The following is a 21,492-nucleotide window of genomic DNA, read 5'->3' on the forward strand; positions in this document are numbered from 1 at the left end:
TTCTCTCCTGACTGCCGCCCCTCGCGGGGCGGCCCGTGGGTTATCCGGCGCTGTTGTCCGGGGACTGTGCGTTTTTTTTCTTCTCATCGGCGGGTTTCATCCAGCCAGGAAGCCACTGGAGTTCGGCCAGTTCGTCGGCTGCCAGCGCTGCGGCATCGCCCTTTTTCATCTTCTCCGCATCGCTGGCTTTCCCGGAACGTCCCGCTTCTCTCATCGCCGCGCAGATCTGCGCTTTCCCGATACGGCTGAAATAGTTTTCAGCGGTCGGCTGCCACCAGTCGTACAGGTTGAACCCCATCACCGTTTCCAGCCCGTCGAGGTTGCTGCGACCTGTGCGGCCGTGCTCACGCGTCTGCCTGCCATCCACGGCCAGGGCTGCCATGAATCCCAGCAACGCGGCCCTGTCTTCCGGGGTCCAGGCCAGCAGCCAGCGCATGTCCTGCTTCCATCCCTCCGGCAGTCGTGCCTGCCAGCGCCCCTTTTCTTCCATCAGAAAACGGTACGCTTTCCCGCTTTCCCCGGACAGCGCCCCTTCACGCAGCGCATAATGGCTGTCGTTAAGCCTGACGCATGACGGGTCAGTGCCGCCAAATCCCGAAGTAAACACGCTGCGGGCGAGGTGCCAGGTCAGCAGCGTGACGGAGATATCGGTCTGCGTACAAAGCGCGGCCTGAACGGCCAGCGTACGTTCACAGGACAACGCATTCACCAGGGTTGCCGGGAAATCGTCAGCTTCGACCGTCGGCTGTTTGCGCGACACGGCAGCCACCGCAGCAGCATGACGGGCCTCGATGGCCGCCGCCTCTTCTTCTGAGATACGGGCAATGCCGCGCTGAATGGTCATGACTCCCTGATCGAGGGATACCACAACGCCGCAAAGGTCGCGCGTAGCCTCCGGCCATGCGGCAGCTTCACCTGCATCGTGGATGGCGACCATTTCAGCGTCCAGCACGGCGCGTTCGTCGTCGCTGGCGGTTTTCATCTGGGTTTCAATCTGCGCAAGCCGTTCCGTCTGTGCCACAGCGAACACACGCTCAGGGAACGGATAATGACGATACGCCCGGGCGTCATCGCCATACGTTCTGACCTGGGACAGGCGTCCTTCACTCCACTGCCAGCCTTCGCGATCTGCAATCTCAGCCGCCGCTGCCGCCAGCTTTTTCAGCGCGGCGCGTTCAAGCGTGACGGGATCAATCCAGCCTTCGTTCGCATCGCTGAAAAGGTCGCTGCGCAGTTCGCCGCCCTCGGCGGTGTACGCGTCCAGCCCGGTAAAACTGAACAGCGTGCTGTCAGTGGTTTTCACCTCACCGGAGGTGACGAGGGAGCGGATCAGCGATGCGGACGGCACGCCGCAGACGCGGCTGACGGCATTTTCCCAGACCTGTTCCTGCCGTTCGTGGGTACTGGCCAGCGCCAGGGCGTGACAGTGGTCAAGCTGGATATGGTCTTCAGACAGCAGGCACAGCAGGGAAGGAGCCAGCCCCGCCAGCTTCAGACAGCGTTCGACGTGGCGGGTACTGTAGCCCAGCAGGTCGGCAATCTGCGCCGTGCTCTTGCCGTCTTCTGCCAGCGACCGGAACCCGGCGATCTGGTCAACAGGGTGCATGTCACAGCGCTTCCCGTTCTCGGTCAGGGAAACGGCTTTTGCCATATCCTCCGGCACCATCAGGACGGGTACAGCCTGGTCCGGCTGCCAGCGCCCTTCCCCCTGGAGCAGCTGCAATGCCAGCAGGCGACCGCCCCCGGCGGCAACCCCGATACGACCGTCTTCCATTATGTGACCGACAAGGTTCTGTAACAGCCCCACCCCGGCGATGCTGTCGGCAATCCCCCGGATATGTTCGGCTGAATGTTCGCGCCGCCGCGCCTGATGTGCCGATACCACTAAACGGGAAAGCGTGACCATTTCACTCGTGGCCTGCGCCAGTACCTGTTCAACTGCCGCCGTTTCTTTTTTGGTTCCGCTGCGCGTTTTTTTTGCAGATGTTTCTGTAGGCTTCGCTGTCGCGCCGTTGACGTTTTGCTGTGACATGCTGCTTCTCCTTCTGTGGGTTAAATGATGTCTCTGTGAGTATTCGCCGTCGCAGAAAGGGAAAAAGCCGCGCCGGGAAGCGCTGACAAGGCCGCCGGAGGCGTTCATTTCAGCCTTGTCAGAAGGAGCGAGACGGTGTGGCGCAGTTCCCTGCGACGGAAATACCACGGAGATATCACCCACCGGTGGTGAGCAGGGCACAGCCCCGGACAGCGGACACGCAGTCCGGGCTTTAGCGGCCACGGAGTGGCCAGTGAGAGGCGCCGGCAAACGCCGGCTGCGGGTGTTGACCTGTCTGTTTCCATCAGACCCTAGCCGGCAGGCACGAAACGCCGCTTCTGGCGGTTCGGCGGAGCTTACCGTGCGCAACGCGCCCGGTTAGCGCAGTAGGGCTCGACGACCCGGCCGGAACGGACGGGGAGCCGGAGGTGCCATCTCCTGTGGTTATATTAATGATTTATGAAATACAGTAACTGCTCAATCAACTTAGAATAAGCATTGGTTCTTTTTTATTTTAGTTAAGTAAACAAAGCCATTAATAATTCGCAAGAGCTTCTTAGTTCGACATGTTCTTTAGTGCCTGGCAGATAATAAAATTAATGAAAAATTTCACCTAACAAATAACAATAGCACCTCACAAGTTATCTTTCATAAATGAGGATTTAATAATGTCAAACACCATGACAGTAACTGCCGTAGCACCAAATTATTCAAACGCAGGTTACACTAACCCTTTCAGTTTTTCGGCCCCTCCAGGTGCAGGATTTCAGGTTAGCTTAACTTTGCAAAAAACCGCAGAGTTTAACAGTGGATTTGAAACACGCAGACGTCTTGAGACAATTTTGAAGGCACTTCAAGGAAAAAAAGCCAAGATGACTTTTTATACTGTTCTTAGTCAGGCTGCATTTGCAGAAGAGCAAAGAGCAAACTTCAGTCCTAATAGTTATTTTCAGAGCAGTACTAATTATGCATCGATGAGTTTCAAGCCATCTCAACAGAGTAAATTAACTAATGGGGCTATGGCTCCACTTGCTGCTTTATTTCACTATACCTTCGGCGACGGTGAACCTTTATCTGTTCAGCTTGACCAACTCAGCTTCAATCTTACTGGTTCAAATATGAAGCCAATCAACAACATCCTGTCATCCGGGCAGATTGGTACGTTCAATATCAGCAACCAACCTTTTGGATATGATTTTCGAAACAGTAGCTATTGGGAATGGTCTTACCTTGGAAGAATTTCACTCACAACCAATGGCACACTGACCGTAAAATCTGATGGTTCCTGGAACTTCAATGGCGTAATTAGGGGGACGAAAGATGTCTATGATGCAAATGCAGATGCAAGTAGAGGTAAAGTTGGAGAACTTCTTACTGATATACTTCGAGTGATTGATGGGAAACCGTATGACATATATTTAAATGGAGAGCACAAAGTTAATATTAGCGGAAAGAAATAGTATTGGTACGGCCATGAATACTCATGGCCATCTTTTCACTCTTTAGAGTATTCAACATCAGACAGTACAGAACATCTAGGCATGGCAATATATTTCTGATTTTTATTCTTCGGCAAAGTAAAAGGAACGTATGCCATCGTTTCTTCAATCTGTATTTCTGGAGTCAGGATATTCACATCACTACGAACCAAATCAAAACGTGAGAAGATTTTATTTCCCGGATTAATAACATCATTAATCACGGCTTCAGCGGCCTTTGTAGGCGACAAATTACCGCACGCTAAAATGTCTTGTTTTCTACCTTCCCCGATAGACCAGTAATTATATGCGAACACACAACCTGCTATAATAACCACTCCGATTATCACTGTTCTTAATTTTTTCATGTTTAAACCTTTTCACTCTCAACCCAGATGAGAATAATAATTATTATTGAGTTTTTGTAAAGAGCTATTAAGTTCAGTCATCTGACATTTGCCATCATTCAGGGCTGAACAGAACGAGTCTAAACTCCTGTCATCATAAGATCGTCTGAAACGTACTTACTCAATCAACTTTATTTTTAGATACTTCCAGGGCGGCTACTGCCGCCCGTTCCTGTCAGTTAAGTGCGATGAAAATGGTGTCATACTCAGGATGTGAAGAGGCATAGTCCGTCAGCTGGCGAAAGCGCTGGCAGTAGAATTCACACAGGTCCGGCTCGTCGTGTCTGTCGTAAAACCAGCTGCGGTGGTTCAGCACCAGGCCAGTGATCACAATCCCTGCCGCCTCACCCGACAGAATCAGCGCCCTGCCATTATCCGGGTTGCAGAACTCCCAATCATCCCCTTCCGGCTGCATGAACCCCCCGCCGTTCTCCAGGGTTACAAAAGTCCACTCACAGCCGTCATAGTCATGAAGAAAGCGGCTGGCGTAGAGAAATACGTTATGTTCAGCACGTACGTAGTCGTGCGCAAACAGCATCGGCAGAAACCGCATTTTGACGAAGCGATCAACCTGGACGGCGGCGGGGGTAAGTGTGTTCATAGCATCTCCGGTGTTGGCATGTGATACGGCGCGGGCTTGCGCCGTGACCACACCAGAGACGGGCGCAAAGCGGAGAGCGCAGGAGCGCCACCGGAAGCCGCAGCGCAAGGCCGTTGCGGGCTGAATGCCCGTGACGGGCGCGAACGGGTGAGGAGGCGGCGAAGCGGACTCTTGCGATCGCAGCGGCCCGGCTAAGGTTCGGGCACGGCGTAAGCCCCCACGACACGGCGGCTTCATGGCGCACCGTTTACCCCCGTAGGCAGGCTTAGCCTGCGACCTTTGCGGCCCCGGCGCGGCCGGGAATTGCCGCGTGGCGTTGGGGTACGGGCGGGGGTTCGATGCCCCCGTTCGTACCCGGCGAACCGCCGCCGGTGCCAGCCGTTCCCCTGCAAAAAAAACCGGAAACGACGGGTTTCGTCGTCTCCGGCAGTTCATCCCCCTTTCAGGCTCAGGCGGCCAGCATCGTCAGCACGCGCGCCACATCGTCCAGGCCCTCGCGGATGGCAGGTGTGTAATCCTTACCCGCATCCCATGCGGCCCCCTTGGCCGACAGCAGCGCGTTCCGGGCTGTCATGGTGATTTTTTTCAGCAGCTCGGCATCCACCATGACCGTGCGGGTTTCCGCTCTGTGCAACAACAGCCATTCACTCAGGGTGTGCCGCGAAACGCCGTCCGCCGCGTGGCCGTAGAAAGCAACCGCACCGATACGGGACATAAGGTGACCGACCTCGGCGTCGGTCAGCTCCTCATCGAAAACGTCCGTCACCGTTTCCCGGGACCAGACGAGGACCGCCAGCGGTTCGTCGTTGGTGAAGGCACGTTTCAGCTTGTCGTTAATTTCTTTTCGGGTTCCGTACATCTCTGTTCTCCGTTTGTCATTATCAGGCCGGGCGGTCCCGGCCGTTTCAGTCAGTCTTTAAAGCTGTCGTCCAGGACAAGCGCCTCGCGGTACGCCTCCATGTACAGGTCTCTGATGCGGCAGAACGCATTGCGGGCAAGCAGCTCCGCGACTGTTTCGGCATAGTGGTGCTTTGGCGACTCCAGGGCTTTCAACCTGGAAAGCAGCTCGTATATGTCGTTTGCCAGCGCCGCCACGTCTTCGCGTAGGGGTTCCAGCCCGGCGTAATTCGTCATGCGGCCTCCGGCAGCCAGTCGCCGTTAGCGGCGGGCTTCATCATCGCGCGCTGCACCGCAGCCAGGCGCTGTTGTCCTGCGCGGTGGTACTGCTCCAGCAGCTCGATGCCGATATAGCGACGGCCAGACTGGAGCGCAGCGACGCAGGTCGAACCGGATCCGGCAAACGGGTCGAGAATGATGGCGCCCGGGTGAGTGAAGGACTCAATCATGGGTTGCAGACTGGTGACCGGCTTCTCTGTCGGGTGATGCCGGTTGCCCGTGTACTTCCAGCCCTGTACGTCAGGCAGCGGGTTTTCCGGCAGGCGTGGGCGCCCTTTGGCCAGCACGTAGGCGCATTCGTGCGTGTAGCCGACGTAAGCGGATTTTGACGCGTAGGTCTTGGCGAAAACGAAATGCCCGACGATGCGAAAGCCGGCGGCGGTCCAGGCGCTGATAAAGCGGTCTGCCCGGTTCCAGCCGTAAAAACTGACCATGAGTGAGTCGTTTTTGAGTACGCGGTACATCTCATGACAGGCGGGCTGTAGCCACTCGTCCGTCTGGTCCCCGGCAATGGTCCGGCCAGCGCGGTCGCGGAAACCGACGAGGTACGGCGGAGCGGAGCGACTTCCTTTTACCAGACAGCCCAGATGGTTGTTGGTTAAGCAGACTGGAGATGCGCCGGCAGGCGCAGTTTAAGAGGAGCAACGCGACGTCATTTAACTGATGCGGTGGTACCTGACCACTCTGGACATGCCTGAAAATGCGACATGTGTATTCATCCAGTGTTTTGTAATCATGATCCTGATGGTAATTTCAGGCAGTCCATCAACGCGAGGTATTCCAGTGAAAATCAATGCAGAAAGAGTCCGGCAAATCTATATAGCAGCCGGCGCACCATTTACCGGGGAAGATATTAAAGATGTTGTTCAGGCCAGCAACGCCAACGCGGCTGAAGGAATGGACGGGCTTACCGCTGAAGGATGGGCCAACCGGTTCGCTGAAGAAGATGCCTATGATGCCCGGCACCCGCGTCCTGTTTTGATTTATTAACGCACCGGCTACCCCCCTTATCGGTCGGGCCTGTAAAGAGCCGGAGATCACTGTGTCCTGCCGGACGGGCAGGCACGGAACCTCCAGCGAAAGAATTTCACCGGAAATTCCGTACCGTGGAGGCCAGGAAGGATGCTGATATTATTACTAATTCAGTAAAAATAATTATTACCCCAACGCTCGCCACAGCTCAGGCTGAGGCGTACCGCAGCGCAGCGAGGAACGAACAGTCGGGGCGAGGAAGCGTCAGTTAACCAGAGTCACAGGGAGCACGGTCACTCTTCTTCCTCCCTCTTTCAGTCAGGCTTTTTCTTCTGGACGTGAGCCAGCATCGCACCGGCTGCTATCGTCAGTGCCCACAGCAGCTGCAGAACAACCTTCACAACAATGCCAGGGTTATCCAGAAAGAGCAGTGGAACAATAAACAGGCTGCTACCAAGCAGCAGATACTCACCGATATTCTTTCGCTGCTCAGGAGACAACCGGTCAGCCCGGCTCATCCGTAAAAAAAACGTTCTTATGGCATCCATAAGTCTTACTCCTTAACCCCAAACATGCCGCGTGCATTATTACGCGTCTCCGCATCTGCGCCGGGTTGCCGGGATTGTTGTTCAGCAGTAGTAACCGGTGGAACGGTCTGGAGGATCTCCTCCAGCCTTTCCGCCTGAGCCGCCGGAAGTACGGCTTTTATAACCTGCAGAGTTTCGCTGAACGTGGTTTTTTCTGTCAGCAACTCTGAGAGCAGGAATGGGATACGCGGGTCAATTTTATGCAGCGCGAAGCCACTGAGCATTGCTGCACGCATCAGCCTGCCCCTGTCACCCTGCGGCGTATTGTCCAGCACCTTATCCACGCAGTGGTCCGCCTGGTTTGTTTCCGGGTTCAGGTAAAACTGTATTTTTCTTCGCGTATCCATTTCTGTTATCCGATTTCAAACATACCGTTGACGAGGTCAAACTGGGGTGAATCTGTTTTAAAGAAGCGCTCCGGCCGAATGCCACAGTGCTCACGGACTGCCCCTGCCACGATTTCAGCCCCTCCGCCGATAACCATGACGTGCGTATATCCCTCAAATGAACTGACCGCGTTCAGAACCCGTTTAGTCAGTCTGTTTTCAGATTCAGTCAGCGTACTTTTTACGTCCGGCAGGCGCGTCGTGTCGTTGATGCGTGCTGCCAGATAACTGTCGTCACTGCGATGAATGATAATGTCATCAGCAAGATAGCTGCTGCCCTGCGTTCTGGCCATGCGGAGCGCATCACGAACGGCTGATGTCATCAGTGAAACGCCCACCGATGAGTCCCCGTAAATGCGCGTTATTCCTGACATACGTCCGGTGACCTGTGAAATATCCAGCGTGGTCCCTCCGAGGTCTACTATCAGAAGAGATTCCAGTGGATCCATCGCCTTCAGAACGTTGAATCCGGCCGGGATGGATTCAGGCATGACGGTCACGCTCCGGACCGTGAAGGTACGCCCTCCGTTCAGTATTACCGGCCTCAGCAGACTCTGTTCTTTACGCCTGATAGCCGCAGTGTCCGGCTGATTGTTCCGGTCATAATATTCATCCAGCGGCAGGGTGACGATGATGTCTACCTCACAGGGCTCCATTCCCGTCTGCAGCAGTGCGTGATGTACCGCAACAACGTTCACATCACTGTACTGCCACGCGATGTTTGTTGTTACCACCGCATCTGAAGCGACAGGGTCAAACGAATACTGCTCGCCATTCATGGTGTAGTTGAACACCGGCTGCGCTCCGAAAGGCACTGACCACTGCTGCTTAAAACTGTTCGGGCTGATCATCTGTCTGATCTCACCGTCCGCTTCCCATTTCATCTTGATGTTAGTGGAACCGTCATCCATAAAAATTTTCATCTGGCATACCTTACCCCTGAAGGGGATTTTTGAGAACCGTAAGGGAGATAAAAAAGGGATAAATACGAGAACAATAAGAATACTAACGGCATTGGAGAAAACTATAAACACATTACGAGATAAATATGAGATATATTTGATATCTTATTGAGTCACTGTAGAGATATCTTGAAGATTTTCAGGAACGATTTGTAAGTTACCGACAGCCTTGTTGTAGAGACTGTCGATCGGGATTATATTTATACTGTATATATAAACAGTATAAATAAGGTGTTTTCCATGAACCGTTCCCGGATGTCTGCGGTATCTACAACATTAATCCACATGCCGCTTCCTCTGTTTCTGGAGCGGGTGCCCGCCGGCTTTCCGAGTCCAGCCCAGGATTATGTTGAAGAGATGCTGGATCTGAACGACCTCTGCATACGTCACCGGAGCGCTACGTACTTCATCAGGGCTTCCGGGCACAGCATGACGGATGCCGGGATCAAAGACGGAGACCTCCTCGTCGTAGATAAATCAGAAAAACCCGGTCACGGGGATATAATTATCTCAGCCGTGGACGGAGAGTTCACTGTTAAGGTGCTGCAGCTGCGCCCCAGCCTTGCACTTCAACCAATGAATCCCTCTTTTCCCACGATTTACCCTGATCCGGACTCGCTGGAAATCTTCGGCGTGGTGACCTGGTTTCTGCACGCCACGCGGGGATAAATCATGTTTGCACTCGTCGACGTGAATAGCTTTTACGCTTCCTGCGAGAAGGTATTCCGCCCGGATCTAAAAAATCAGCCCGTGATCGTCGTTTCGAACAATGATGGCTGTGTTATCGCACGCAGCCCCGAAAGTAAGGCCCTGGGTATACGCATGGGAGAACCCTGGTTTCAGATAAAATCCCGCCAGTTCCCGGTGCGCCTCAACGTCTTTTCTTCAAATTATTCGCTGTACCACGACATGTCGGTCAGGGTCTCCACAGTGCTGGAGGAAATGGCGCCTGCCACTGAGATCTACTCGATTGACGAGTCATTCCTGGACATAAAAGGTATTGACCGCACTGAGCCTTTTGAAGACTACGGCAGGCGTGTACGTGAACGGGTTAAGTCAGTCACCGGCCTGACCGTAGGCGTGGGCATGGGAATCACAAAAACCCTAGCAAAATCAGCACAATGGGCAAGCAAGGAGTGGCCACAGTTTGGTGGTGTCCTGGCGCTGACGGCTGATAATCCGCAGCGAACCGAGAAGCTGCTGGCACGTCAGCCGGTGGAGGAAGTCTGGGGAGTAGGACGAAAACTCAGTAAGCAGCTAAATGCGATGGGGATCGTCACGGCGCTAGACCTTGCACGCAGCAATACCGCGTTTATCAGAAAGAACTTCAGCGTCGTGCTCGAACGTACAGTGCGGGAACTCGCTGGCGAATCCTGCATAGCTCTGGAAGAGGTCCCCCCAACTAAGCAGCAGATCGTATGCAGCCGGAGCTTTGGCCAACGCATCACCGCGCTTGAGAGCATGCGACAGGCGGTATGCACCCACGCACAGAGAGCAGCGGAAAAGTTGCGTCAGGAAGGACAATACTGCCGGCACGTCTCTGCATTCATCAAGACCTCCCCGTTTGCACAGGGCGAGCCTTACTACGGCAACGTGGCGGGTGAAAAACTGACGGTGGCCACGCAGGATACCCGCGACGTTATTGCCGTGGCCATGCGCTGCCTTGAGCGCATCTGGCGCGACGGCCATCGCTATGCTAAAGCAGGGGTTATGCTCGGTGATTTCAGCTCAGGCTCAGTGGCCCAGTTGGGGCTTTTCGATGAAACTCCCCCACGCCCTGCCAGCGCACAGCTGATGACCGTGCTCGATAAGGTGAACAATTCAGGGCTGGGTAAGCTGTGGTTTGCCGGTCAGGGAACGGCGCCAGAGTGGCAGATGAAACGTGAGATGCTGTCGCCGGCATGGACAACTCGGTGGAAGGACATTCCTGTGGCGAAAATGTGATAGATACCACCCTATCGACTTCCTGCTATGCGACTCATTAGTTATATCTGATACATCATACATCATACATCACTCGTATTATTTATTCTTTCATACTTCATACTTCATACTTCATACTTCATACTTCATAAATATTATTTGCCACTTATGAAAAATGAAGTATGATTTATGTCAACTGAGGTATCCCCTGGTGGCAGCTCAACAACAGACAATGGTGCTGATATGATTACAATTATTGGATGTAACAAAGGTGGCGCAGCAAAAACCACCACAGCGATTAATGTGGCAATTGGACTCGCCTTAAGAGGCGAAGATGTGTGTCTCGTCGATGCAGATGCACAGCGTTCAGCCTCACGGTGGTATGCAGAAAGGGAAGAATCAGAGTTGTCTCCGCGTATTACGCTGATTGAAAAACGTGACAACATCTCCTCAACGTTACGCAGCCTGAATGAAAAATATGACCACGTTATTGTTGATGTGGCCGGACGTAACAGCAGAGAACTGATCACTGGCGGAGCCGTAGCCCACCAGATTATAGCCCCACACCAGTGCTCCCAGCTTGACCTCGATACGATGGAAGAGCTGCGGCAGCAAATCGAATCCATACGCGATCTGAATCCAGATCTGAAGGTATTTTGTTACCAGACGATGGCAACGACAAACCCTCTACTGCAGGGGAATGAGCGTCATGAATTCCTTGAGTACGTTAAAGAGTTTGAGACCCTGACACCTCTTGAGGCCGTTGGATGCTACCGCAAGGTGTACCGGGATGTGATGTCTCAGGGAATGTCCGTACTGGAAACGGATAACCAGAAGGCTAAGGGGGAAGTGGTTTCACTGCTCAACGAGGTGTTCGGATGCTAAAAAAACCCAGCCAAAAAAACAAAGTTACACGAGCGGTAGCAGACGTATCAGAAGATCAGGCTGACAGACTGGCCAGCATTCTGGCTGATAAACCTTATGGTGACGAAAAGAAGCTGCCTGAACCCCAAGAAAAACTAACCAGAACAACCATATCGTTGCCTGAGTCCCTGCTAAGGCAGTGTGAAGATATAGCACTCAGAAACAAGCGTAACGGTATTGACCCAAAGAATGTTAGTGCTCTTGTTAGGGCCGCTATGGAAAAGTATCTTAACACTTAACACTTAACACTTAACACTTAACACTTATGAAGTATTACTTAATAAGTGTTAATTAATAATAGTGAGGTAAACGTGTATACGCTAATACTGTTAATATCGATAGGAAACTACACGCAGGCTAATACGATAACTTCTCAGAAAATGGAAGGATATGCATCTCTTGATGAGTGCAAACAAGCACTGTCAGACGTATATATAATGAATAATGGGGTTGAAAACTATAGATACCAGGGGTTATGTATCCCCTCTCCTTCGAAAAAGTAATTATTTAAATGCCCCTGAATAATCCCGGTAACTCCGATGAAATTCTGATAAAGGGGCTTACTGCTTTTCAGCACCATTGCATATCATAATTAATCAGTAAGAACTCACTTCTTGATATCTTTCAGCATGGCCACAGCCTCAGGACCAGCCATGTGAAACTGAACCCGGTGCCGTGCGGCCACGTCCAGTGCAAACACCTTCGTGTAAACCTCCGTGGACTTCATGCTTTTGTGCCCCATCAGGCTCTGCAGCGCCTTCAACGGAATGCCGGCGTACAGCATGTGCATGGCGTAGCTGTGGCGGAACGTGTGCGGCGTCACCGGTACCGAGAACGTAACCCCGTCATCAGCGGCAGCGTCAACAGCCTCGTTCAGCCAGGTGCGGACCGTGCGATCAGTAATGCTCCAGAGCCGAACCCGTTCCGCGCGCCCCGTTTCCGGGTTGCGCCGTTCGAGGGGAATTTTTAGCGTGGCCACCATCATCTCCAGCTGGGCCACGTACTGCAGATCTGATAGCGGTACCAGCCGGTGCGGTACTGAAGCACGTCCCGGCCCCCGGGCGGCCTTTTCTCCACGCTGTTTCAGGGTGGCCAGCTGCACGTAGGGGTAGGGCGGTGCCAGGCTGAAATCCCCCCGCGTCAGCGCCAGCGCCTCGTTAATGCGCGCGCCGGTGTTCCACAGCGTGGTGAACAGCATCTTGCGGTGCAGATCTGGCACGTAGTGAAGCAGTGCGCTGACCTCCGGCGCCAGCAGGTACTTAGGCAGATCGTCAATGAGCGCGGCCATCTGGCGCAGCGCGAGCGCGGCGGGGTAGTCAATAGCGACCGGAAAAGACGGTATCGCAGGCGCTGGCTGCCCATAGCTAATGAGATCTGTCATAACATTACTCCGCCTCATCCAGTTTCCAGGGCGATGGTAGATTGCACTTGAGCATCAGTAGATCAATTAGCGCATCGCACTCGTCAGATAGTTTCCGGAACCGTGTTGTGGCACTAGGCAGGTACTCAACGTCACTCAGCTTCTCAAGCACCTCGTCTAGCTCCCTTCCATACTGCCTACGCAGTAAAGGGAGGCGGTGAACCCGTAAAAGCAGCTCACCATCAAGCGAAGTCCAGTCTCCCTTCACTTCAGAGAAATCTGGTTCACCAGGCCTGGGGTTTAGAAATCTGCTTTCCTCTCCCGGATTACATGAAAATTCATAGCAAATGTCACGATACTCAGCCAAGACAACAATTGCCTGACTGCCAATAAAGGCTCTGTCAGATGCAAGACGTTTTGCATTCGCGCCTGATTCTTTACGAGCAATAAGCAATTGCGTCACTACTCCGCCAGCAATCGCCAGTGCTCCACCGAGTGCAGAGGTGCCAAAGTTAACCCATGCAGGTGCATCAGCCATTCCTATTCTCCTTAATCTGCAAATAAACAGTATTTCTCTACATTCAGCTGTGACGCTGCAGCATTAACAATGCGTTAACCTCACCACTCCAATCGCTGCTCCGGCGGTGATCAGACGGGTGGCCACGTTTCCCCATATCCCCGGGCCCTGATAAATGACCTGAACGGTCAACGGGTGCGATACAGCTGCCGCCACGCCGTCAGCTATCGCCGCTTCCGGCATCAGTGCTTACCTGGCTGGGACGTCAGCCCGTCAGAATCAAACCCGTCCACGGTGACGTACGTTACCGCGTGAGAAATCCCGTCAGTCATGCTGGTCGTTCCCGCCTGCGGAAAGAATGCGCAGCGGCCGGGCTTTGATTTTTCCGGCCACGCACGCCGTCACGTCGGACGCCCCGCCGGTTTGCGGGGTAAGCAGTATCCGGCCATCCATCGTGCCGGAAAACAGGCCTGCGGGACGATCGTCGGTCCCGGTGACGGCCGTCAGCTGGCCGTTACTGAGCACCATCTCAAAGTCACAGCGCGCGCTACCGATCTCGCTCCGGTACTGGATGAACCAGTACAGGTTGGTCCCGGCCACCGACAGGGCAACAACGATGACAAGATTGCACAATTTATCGAAGGTCATTTTCTTTCCTTATTCTTTTCACACTGACGGTCACGTAAATAACAGAGGGCAGCAGCCTGCGCCGGCTCAAACGGCCAGCGCCTGTCACCCTGCGAGTACACCTCAATCCACGCCAGCGTCCCCTGCTCAAAGTACAGGCGATACCCTTCATTGGCGGTCATGGTAAACGCCCCCTCAAAATTCGTATCTGCATATCCCCCGACATCTGACTGCCATTTCAGCAGTCGTCCTTCGGCTGAGATCTCATAATCATCACATTCGCAGTCCAGTTCTTTGGTCTGGTATTCAGATTCTGTTTCGCCGTCCGGCATCCGGTAGCGGAACGTGACCGTGTCAAACATACCCATCATGCTCTCCTGATTAAATCCGGTGCAAATAATCCCGCCCTGAAATCATCATGCACTGTTACGGCCCTGGCCGTCACTGCGGATGACTTTCCCTGCCGGCACCATGCCAGACGTAATAATAAGCAGCCACATAGCCACCGATGGCAATTACCGTATCAGCCTCCCCACTGGATCCGACTTTTTCCATTGAGAGAAGTTTACGGAAGTATATCACGGATAAAACGCGGCACCCAGCCGCGTGTGGCCCGCCCGCGCTGAAGGGCGCGGGCGGGGTAAGATGAAAATAAATATCATCATTAACAGAGAGATATATTCATTTAACATGCTCATCATGCGGAGAAAAAGCGTGCTGAATCCGCCGGATCCGGAACTGGGAGTTTTCGGATCTGGAAATGAGATGATTGATAAGCTTGTGAAGGCTGCACTAATCGATAGCTGAAACCAATAAAAGCCCGAAAAAGAACAAAACTTGCACAGACTGACAATTTGTCATAATATATGAAAAATAAAATACAGGTTTGTACAATTTATAAATAAATCACCTAAATTCAGTGTTGAAATATTTATGGCTGGAAGCTTATATTGCAAATAATAAAACCTGAACCAGTAAACAAAATTTTAACGGGTGGGTAGAAAATGACATTCAGCATATATATTGTCCCTGCAGTATTGAGTGTTCTGGTAATCTGGTCTCTGAGTAGTTATCTGAACAATAAAAACCTTGTAATGAAAGCCACGACCTCATTTATTGTTTCGGCGTCAGCCATTCTTATCTATAACTTCTCTCACAGTTTTATCAATAACAGACCCGTAATTAATATTGATAGCTATTTTTTAACTGGAGCTGTTGTAATTTTTTTATTAAACATGGTCGCTTTGTGGGTGTTCACTAAAAACATTAAGTTAAGGGATTGATTATGAAAGAGTTAACCTCATGTGAATTGAACTTGGTTTCTGGTGGTGATGGTCCGTCAATTGACCCGGAAAATGCGCAGATTCTCAAGGACATTGCTATTGATACCGCATTGGGAGCAGCAACGACACCGCTTGCGCCTTGGGTTGGAGGTGGACTTGGTGCAGCCTCAAGTGTTATTCATGGAGCCATTAATCATGGGCCGGTGAATGTTCCCGTGGATGCTATGATTGGTCCAAGCTGGAACGGCAGTGGAATGAGTTCACAGTGTTATTACGATAAAGACTTTGTGATGGGCAATCCAATGGCATGTCCTGGCATGTAGTATATATTTAAAGTCATGGTACTGTAATTAGAGACCATGACTTTTCATATAAATTCACCCTTTGTATATCATAAACATTCGAAGCCTTGCGTTTTGTAATCATCTAAATTAATAACCCTTTCCACATGTCGTAATGTGGTTTCCCTGTGTGCAATTACAACCCTTGTAACATTAAGTTTTTTTATTGCTAAATTAACGTAGTTTTCACTTTTATTATCAAGTGCACTGGTCGCTTCGTCCATGAACAGGATACAAGGTTTTCTGTACAGCGCCCGTGCAATAAAAAGACGTTGTTTCTGCCCCCCAGAAAGTCCTTCTCCCAGCTCTCCTATCAGGGTTTCATAACCCATCGGCATTTTCATGATAGCATCATGGATAAAGCTTGCCCTGGCACATTGTTCCATCCAGTTATCATCCATATTCTCCGTGAAGCCGCAGATGTTCTCACGTACAGAGCCGGAGAACAGGCGGTCGTCCTGCATTACGCAGGCAATCATCTTATGATAGTTATTCACGCCCAGCTGTCGGATATCCATACCTTCCACCATCACCTTGCCGGATTCAGGTTCAAACAACCCGCACAGAACTTTCATGAAGGTGGTTTTTCCTGAACCGGATGCCCCAGTGATGGCGACACTCTCACCGGGCGCTATCCGGATGCTCAGGTTGCTGAATACGGGCGCAGATTGGCTGTCGTACCGGTAACACAAGTCGCGGGTTTCCAGTGCCACTGGGCGCATATTTGCCACTATTTCCACATCAGGTTTTTCTGCTACGCGTGTGTTTAGCGCAATGTCGGAGATACGTTCGTTATGAAGGCTCATCATGCGCAGCTGAAGCAAAAAACTGGTCAGCGAGCCCACACGGTCGGAGAACTGTCCGCGAAATGCTCCAAAGGCCACAAACATCCCGATGGTCATCTGGTTATCGATCACCAGGCTGGTCCCCAGCCACAGGATGGCCACCTGGTCACAGGCCGCGACCAACGTATTGACCCCGCCGAAAAGCATGTCCATCTTGGTAACTTTAATGCCGGTATTGATGGCATCAATTTTCAGATTAAGCCAGTGGGTTCCCCGGCGTTCACTCATACCCTGCATTTTGACTGTTGCTATTCCATACAGGGTCTCCATGAAATATGAGCTGGCGCGAGCCCCCCTGACCAACGCCTCCTCCGACAGTTGGCGATAATAACTGTAAGTCAGCAGACGCAGCAGCACGTATACCGTGGTAAAAACCAGCACGACCCAGGTCAGCCAGCCACCGTACAGGACCAGCATTACCAGTACGCCTATGACCATGATGCTGTCCATAGTGGCTCCGACGACACTGGTCGTGAACGTGGTACGTAACGTGTCCAGCGAGCCAAAACGGGACTGAATATCGCCCAGTTTTCGCCGTTCAAAATAACCCAGCGGTAACCCAAGCAGATGGCGGAACAACCCAGACTGCCACTGTACGTTGATCAGCGTGGCCATCACCAGTGATGACCATGCGCGGACCATGCTGACAGCGGCTCGCAGAAGGATAAAAAACATCAGTCCTGCACATATGAGTGTCAACAGGCCATGATCTGCGGCGGGGATCGCATGGTCCATCACCAACTGAGTGCCAACGGGCATCACCAGGTTGATTGTCTCGATCACCAGTGACAGACAAAAAATCTTGGATAGCGTTCCCTTGATGCCGTGTATGCTGCGGATCAGCGCTCGCAGATTGACTTTGTCTCTCACCGTCCCGGCTGTAAACTGACTGCCTGGCCAAACCTCAAGTGCTACGCCGGTGAAGTATTGCGACATCTCTGCCTGCCCGACCGTTCTGCGGCCTCGTGCCGGATCATGAAGCACAAAACGGTTTCCCCTGACGCTGACCAGCACCACAAAGTGATTAAAGTCCCAGTGGAGGATACAGGGTGTTTTCAACGCCCCGAGCTCGTCCAAGTCAAGTGACAATGCCCGAGTTTCCATCCCCAGCAGACTGCCGATCGCCTTGATCCCGGCCAATGTAGAACCCCTGGCGGACAGGTTGAACTGACGACGTAAGGAAATCAGGTCAATGCTTTTTCCGTAATGGCCACACACCATGGCGAGGCAGGCTAAACCACATTCTGACGATTCGGTCTGGTGCACCATCGGGACGCGTTGGCGCAGGTGAATATCCAGTTTGCCCAACATGGCTTTGAACGGCGTTTTATTTTTCATTCACCGGTCCTGTTGCGCTATTTTTCATGTCGTAGAAAGGCGAGAGCATCCATTGATATATTTTTCTCTTTTCCAGAAACAGCGTGCTTTGTGCCTTCATCCCGTTCTCCAGCGACATGTTTTTTTCGTTGTAACTAATATATTGCCGTTCAGGCGTGATCATAACTTTGTAATAAGGAATGGAAATACCCTGCCCGTTTTTAGGTGCGCCCTGATAGGTGAGCATTTCCTGAGGTGAAGCAGGCGTTTTGGATATGAGTGTTACCCTGGCGGAAAACTGTCCAAATTTCTCTGCCGGGAAAGCTTCATAGCGCACGTTAACCTTGTCGCCGACAGTCAGGTAAGGGACTGCATCATTTGGTACCCAAATAACAAGATAATACGTTTTTATTTTTTCCGGAGTAATTTGCAGCAGACTATCTCCTGCATTGACCATTTGACCAACAGTGACGCTTAATGAATCTACTATCCCTTCAGACAAAGCACGGACGATAATTTCCCCACTCATATCGTTATTGACCAGTTCTTTTTGCAGTTCGTAACTCTGTAGTTCCATCTGATAAATACGGTTATCAAATTCTGCTGCCTGCGTCTGGATTTGACTTTCCAGACTGGTTATTTGTAAGGAATTTTGTTCATTCTGACTACTCAAATTCAGTAAGCTATTCTGCTGTTGATAATATAACGCAGTCTGATTGGTAAGCTGATCCTTGTTGATAAGGCCCTGTGACTGATAATGGCGATAATTATCCATGTTATTTTTCATTATCCTGATGCCTTCTTCGGCACGGTGTATAATACTCGTCGATCGCTTTAAAGCTTCAGTGTATTGATTCCTTTGTTCTTCCAACATCTTCAATGTGGTTCTCTTATTGTCTTCCAGGCGAGATGTAATATTGGATATCTTAATCAACTGGCTTTCAATGTCACGACGCTGATTTTCACTGACAACACCGTTGAGTGTGCTTTTGCTAACATCAATCTGGTATATAGGGTCGCCTTTTTTAATCCTTTGTCCCTCAGTGACGAATTTATTAACAACGACGCCCTGTACTGCAGAATAGACATTCGCTGCCCGAGGCCATGTGGTAATTTCCCCACTAACATTAACTCTACGTGTGTAAGTCCCTTCGATTACAAAGAATAAGAACATTAGTAAAAAGGAAACACACAGAGCGCCAACTAACCAAGGTGGTATGCCGGGTAATAAAATAACTCTGCCACGCCATTTCATTTTATGATTTTCTATTGATTCCCTTCGAAACATAACCTTTATATTTCCTTTCTCTCTCCAACGAATTTCCGCCCATTCCTGACGGGTAATAAACTCTATCATGCCACGTGTGCAACTGATTTAGTGCCGAAATAAGCCTATAATCATCATCGTCCCGTGTATCCGTCCCAGTAAGCTGCCGAGGCTTCGCGGGCCAGCAGATCCTTCAATCTGTACCCGATACTTTGCGCCCGGCTTTGATCAGCCAGGTCGGCGCCAGTGTATTCGTTCGGGCCCCTGAGGAACTCATCGCTGTAATACCATCCCCTGCGTTTTTCAGCTACAGCTTCACTCACCCCAGCTTCGCGATCTTGCCTGCCATTCTGGTAACTCTCTGTCATAAAAGGCAATATCTTGTTGTAGATTTCCTTACGGCTGAAGCCGAACCGTGACGGCATAGCATCCATCACGCCACTTGCATAGCGTGCAGCGTGTAGCCCTGGGCTGCTCTTGTCCGATCCTCCTGCCGCGATACAGCCCGAAAGTAACAGCACTGACAGTACAATTAACACAAATCCTTTACTCATCACGGCCCCTTGTTTACCTGGTCAAGCACTGCACGCACGACAGCTATCGGGTAGCTGACCACCTAGACCGCCGTCGCATCCCCCGGGCAAGGTAGTCATCCAGAGGTCAATCCTGTTCAGGTCGGTGCTGTTGCGAGTAGATTGGTCAGCCATTCGCGTACACACTTGCGATTGCATACCCGGATGGAAGCAATGTGGTCACGGACAAATCCAGGCCTCGACCGCCTGCATTGTTGGAAAGCAATTGCCTGGGTGTGTGTCCATCGTCGGAAAATCGTATCTACAGGAAAGATTTTTTCGATTTCATGCGGGAAATTTAGCCAAAAAAGCCAATATCCACAACACTTTCTCTGCTTAAGCGAAGGAGAATAAAGTAATGCTTCACCTCAGCGAAGCCATTTCCGTTGCTGGAACTGTGCCCGGGGTATTTTAACCGTACATAAACCCGGGCTGACTTAGCGGAACCTAACATCACTGTTTTCAGGATTAAGTATGGTACGCCTGGAAAAAATCCAAGGTGTCACAATCTGACCTTCGATGCCTTGCAAAGCCAACTCGTAACTGAGATCCGGTTATATCCTTTTTCGGATCTGCGGGGAAAAACTGACAATGAAAAAATACCATCAGGAATTTTACTGACGCCATTGCCAAAGGTAAGACATATGAACTATTGTATTACCAACGACGATTTGAATGGCAATGTCGGATAAAATAACTATACTCCACCGAGGTACTCCCGATGTCTTTAACCACGCACAATGATTCGAACGACGCACCAGAAACAGTCTCTGTCTCCGTCAAGGGGATCCTGGCCCCGGTCAGCCAGGCGCTGAAAGACGTTTCACAAGCGCGCAAGGTGAACCAGTCAGTACTGCTGCGCGAGATGGTCAACGGGCCAATGAGCAGCCAGATTCACGTCTTCTGCATGAAGAGCCCTCTCGTAAATTCACTCGACCTGGACGTCGTGCAGTATTTAGGCGGAACTTTGACTCCGGTATGGTCAGCCGTACCGCTGGCCCCGCAGTTTGAAGCCGTGTACCGGGAGCTGCTGAGTATCAGTAACGAGGACGATCTGACCCGCATCCTGCTGCGAAATGCGCAGTTCATCCGCATGCGCGCCGCCCAGTGCCTGCCTAAAGGCATACAGATTACGGGCGGCACATCAATGCACCTTGCCCTGTTCAGCGAAGTTGCGGGCCGCGACGAGCACACGATAGAAGCATTCTGGGCCGGATTTGCGCGCTTCTGGGGCCAGTGGTATCAGCGTCAGGATTACTACCAGCAGATCAACCAGCTGAGAAGCGCACAGGGTCTGCAACCCGCCAACGCGCTCAGCGAGGCCGGTGCAGAAGGCGTTTACGCCCGCGTACAGATTCTGCAGGCCGAAGGATCGCAGCCAGGATTCAGCCACGTTCTGATGACGCTGCGCACTGAAAACACCCGTCCTCTGCCAGAAAACGTTTTCGGGCAGTTTGCGCTGCCTTACTGTAACGGTAACCTGCTGTCTCCCGATCCTGGCTACGGCGTACCCTTCATTTACCCGAACAACGCGCTGGGCATGGGTTTCCGCTTTACTGAAGAAATCTGCTCGCTGCACTGCTATACCGTGAGCGATCCGCGTCTCGGTCCTACGGCAACGCTAAGCGAAGTCGCGACCGCGCTGGTGTCAGCCGTTGACGATACACTGCGCCCCTACGCCGTGACGTTTCCGGTAAGCAAATAGAATAAAGGCCGCATATGCGGCCTTTATTTTCTGGTATCTACAGTCTTTTTACAGTGCATTACCATTCAGAGAAAGAGATTGTCCTCAAGATCGGCGCTTTCCTGTTCGAAACCGCTTAGCTTGAGTTTAAATATAATTCGCGAAGGATAATTACGTCGACCGATGCTGCCGGACCAGATATCAGTTATCTCAGCCTCGCGAAGCCGGGAA

The 21,492-nt window shown here is 51.8% G+C and carries 23 protein-coding genes and 1 pseudogene; 8 read left to right on the forward strand and 16 right to left on the reverse strand.

The annotated features are described in order from the left end of the window. Positions 1-40: 40 nt before the first annotated feature. Complete coding sequence (locus tag HHI26_RS24085; protein ID WP_171149864.1) at positions 41-2,032, reverse strand: ParB/RepB/Spo0J family partition protein; 1,992 nt, start codon at positions 2,030-2,032, stop codon at positions 41-43. Between the two features lie 668 nt (positions 2,033-2,700). Between HHI26_RS24085 and HHI26_RS24090 the strand changes: the two genes are divergently transcribed. Beyond that, a complete protein-coding gene (locus HHI26_RS24090; RefSeq protein WP_171149865.1) occupies positions 2,701-3,492 on the forward strand; it encodes a lipid II-degrading bacteriocin in 792 nt (263 codons plus the stop codon). Between the two features lie 35 nt (positions 3,493-3,527). Here HHI26_RS24090 and HHI26_RS24095 read toward each other — a convergent pair whose 3' ends face one another. The 5 genes and pseudogenes from HHI26_RS24095 to HHI26_RS24115 form a co-directional block, all read right to left on the reverse strand. Beyond that, positions 3,528-3,878 (reverse strand): hypothetical protein, encoded by a 351-nt coding sequence (locus HHI26_RS24095; protein WP_171149866.1) that lies wholly within the window; start codon positions 3,876-3,878, stop codon positions 3,528-3,530. A gap of 214 nt (positions 3,879-4,092) precedes the next feature. Continuing rightward, positions 4,093-4,518, reverse strand: a complete 426-nt coding sequence (locus HHI26_RS24100; protein ID WP_171149867.1) for an antirestriction protein — start codon at positions 4,516-4,518, stop codon at positions 4,093-4,095. Between the two features lie 448 nt (positions 4,519-4,966). Further along, positions 4,967-5,377, reverse strand: a complete 411-nt coding sequence (locus tag HHI26_RS24105; RefSeq protein ID WP_171149868.1) for a DUF1380 family protein — start codon at positions 5,375-5,377, stop codon at positions 4,967-4,969. A 50-nt stretch (positions 5,378-5,427) separates the two neighbouring features. Further along, positions 5,428-5,652 carry a hypothetical protein gene (locus HHI26_RS24110; RefSeq protein WP_171149869.1) on the reverse strand — a complete coding sequence of 75 codons (225 nt, stop codon included), beginning with the start codon at positions 5,650-5,652 and terminating at the stop codon, positions 5,428-5,430. Next, positions 5,649-6,248: pseudogene (locus tag HHI26_RS24115) on the reverse strand (DNA methylase); the annotation flags it as partial. The gene HHI26_RS24110 and the pseudogene HHI26_RS24115, both read right to left, overlap by 4 nt. Before the next feature lie 229 nt (positions 6,249-6,477). On the opposite strand from HHI26_RS24115, the gene HHI26_RS24120 reads away from it, so the two are divergent. Further along, entirely contained in the window at positions 6,478-6,684 is a 207-nt protein-coding gene (locus tag HHI26_RS24120) for a hypothetical protein (RefSeq protein WP_171149870.1), read from the forward strand. A gap of 296 nt (positions 6,685-6,980) precedes the next feature. Here the strand turns inward: HHI26_RS24120 and HHI26_RS24125 are convergent, their stop codons facing one another. From HHI26_RS24125 to HHI26_RS24135, 3 genes are read right to left on the reverse strand one after another with little or no spacing between them, the layout of a single operon-like run. After that, positions 6,981-7,214, reverse strand: coding sequence for a hypothetical protein (locus HHI26_RS24125; RefSeq protein WP_118666094.1), 234 nt, complete (start codon positions 7,212-7,214; stop codon positions 6,981-6,983). A 5-nt stretch (positions 7,215-7,219) separates the two neighbouring features. Then, positions 7,220-7,600, reverse strand: a complete 381-nt coding sequence (locus HHI26_RS24130; protein ID WP_171149871.1) for a plasmid partitioning/stability family protein — start codon at positions 7,598-7,600, stop codon at positions 7,220-7,222. Positions 7,601-7,605: 5 nt separating this feature from the next. Next, on the reverse strand, positions 7,606-8,562 hold the full coding sequence (locus HHI26_RS24135) for a plasmid segregation protein ParM (RefSeq protein WP_171149872.1): 957 nt from the start codon (positions 8,560-8,562) through the stop codon (positions 7,606-7,608). 279 nt (positions 8,563-8,841) lie between these two features. Here HHI26_RS24135 and umuD point away from each other — a divergent pair, with 279 nt between their 5' ends. From umuD to HHI26_RS24155, 4 genes are all read left to right on the forward strand, one after another. Next, positions 8,842-9,270 carry a translesion error-prone DNA polymerase V autoproteolytic subunit gene (umuD, locus tag HHI26_RS24140; RefSeq protein ID WP_241008345.1) on the forward strand — a complete coding sequence of 143 codons (429 nt, stop codon included), beginning with the start codon at positions 8,842-8,844 and terminating at the stop codon, positions 9,268-9,270. Between the two features lie 3 nt (positions 9,271-9,273). Then, positions 9,274-10,545, forward strand: a complete 1,272-nt coding sequence (gene umuC, locus HHI26_RS24145) for a translesion error-prone DNA polymerase V subunit UmuC (RefSeq protein WP_171149873.1) — start codon at positions 9,274-9,276, stop codon at positions 10,543-10,545. A gap of 222 nt (positions 10,546-10,767) precedes the next feature. After that, positions 10,768-11,409, forward strand: coding sequence for an AAA family ATPase (locus tag HHI26_RS24150; protein WP_171149884.1), 642 nt, complete (start codon positions 10,768-10,770; stop codon positions 11,407-11,409). Further along, entirely contained in the window at positions 11,403-11,687 is a 285-nt protein-coding gene (locus HHI26_RS24155) for a CopG family transcriptional regulator (RefSeq protein WP_171149874.1), read from the forward strand. The genes HHI26_RS24150 and HHI26_RS24155 overlap by 7 nt, the downstream gene beginning before the upstream one ends. Before the next feature lie 368 nt (positions 11,688-12,055). Here HHI26_RS24155 and HHI26_RS24160 read toward each other — a convergent pair whose 3' ends face one another. The 4 genes from HHI26_RS24160 to HHI26_RS25705 form a co-directional block, all read right to left on the reverse strand. Then, on the reverse strand, positions 12,056-12,829 hold the full coding sequence (locus tag HHI26_RS24160; RefSeq protein ID WP_171149875.1) for a site-specific integrase: 774 nt from the start codon (positions 12,827-12,829) through the stop codon (positions 12,056-12,058). 4 nt (positions 12,830-12,833) lie between these two features. After that, on the reverse strand, positions 12,834-13,346 hold the full coding sequence (locus HHI26_RS24165) for a hypothetical protein (protein WP_171149876.1): 513 nt from the start codon (positions 13,344-13,346) through the stop codon (positions 12,834-12,836). Positions 13,347-13,649: 303 nt separating this feature from the next. Then, on the reverse strand, positions 13,650-13,973 hold the full coding sequence (locus HHI26_RS24170; RefSeq protein ID WP_171149877.1) for a hypothetical protein: 324 nt from the start codon (positions 13,971-13,973) through the stop codon (positions 13,650-13,652). Next, positions 13,970-14,320, reverse strand: coding sequence for a hypothetical protein (locus tag HHI26_RS25705; protein ID WP_171149885.1), 351 nt, complete (start codon positions 14,318-14,320; stop codon positions 13,970-13,972). The genes HHI26_RS24170 and HHI26_RS25705 overlap by 4 nt, the downstream gene beginning before the upstream one ends. A gap of 917 nt (positions 14,321-15,237) precedes the next feature. On the opposite strand from HHI26_RS25705, the gene HHI26_RS24180 reads away from it, so the two are divergent. Further along, entirely contained in the window at positions 15,238-15,558 is a 321-nt protein-coding gene (locus HHI26_RS24180) for a microcin (RefSeq protein WP_241008346.1), read from the forward strand. A gap of 68 nt (positions 15,559-15,626) precedes the next feature. Here HHI26_RS24180 and HHI26_RS24185 read toward each other — a convergent pair whose 3' ends face one another. The 3 genes from HHI26_RS24185 to HHI26_RS24195 form a co-directional block, all read right to left on the reverse strand. Then, the gene (locus HHI26_RS24185; protein ID WP_241008347.1) at positions 15,627-17,759 is read right to left on the reverse strand and encodes a peptidase domain-containing ABC transporter; all 2,133 of its coding nucleotides are present in this window, start codon (positions 17,757-17,759) and stop codon (positions 15,627-15,629) included. Continuing rightward, a complete protein-coding gene (locus HHI26_RS24190; RefSeq protein WP_171149886.1) occupies positions 17,749-19,026 on the reverse strand; it encodes an HlyD family secretion protein in 1,278 nt (425 codons plus the stop codon). The genes HHI26_RS24185 and HHI26_RS24190 overlap by 11 nt, the downstream gene beginning before the upstream one ends. 113 nt (positions 19,027-19,139) lie before the next feature. Continuing rightward, complete coding sequence (locus tag HHI26_RS24195) at positions 19,140-19,559, reverse strand: Exc2 family lipoprotein (protein ID WP_171149878.1); 420 nt, start codon at positions 19,557-19,559, stop codon at positions 19,140-19,142. Between the two features lie 739 nt (positions 19,560-20,298). Between HHI26_RS24195 and HHI26_RS25575 the strand changes: the two genes are divergently transcribed. After that, complete coding sequence (locus HHI26_RS25575) at positions 20,299-21,282, forward strand: hypothetical protein (protein WP_241008348.1); 984 nt, start codon at positions 20,299-20,301, stop codon at positions 21,280-21,282. The last annotated feature ends 210 nt before the right edge of the window (positions 21,283-21,492 follow it).

This window comes from Erwinia sp. JH02 (assembly GCF_013074405.1).
Taxonomy (GTDB): Bacteria; Pseudomonadota; Gammaproteobacteria; order Enterobacterales; family Enterobacteriaceae; genus Erwinia; species Erwinia rhapontici.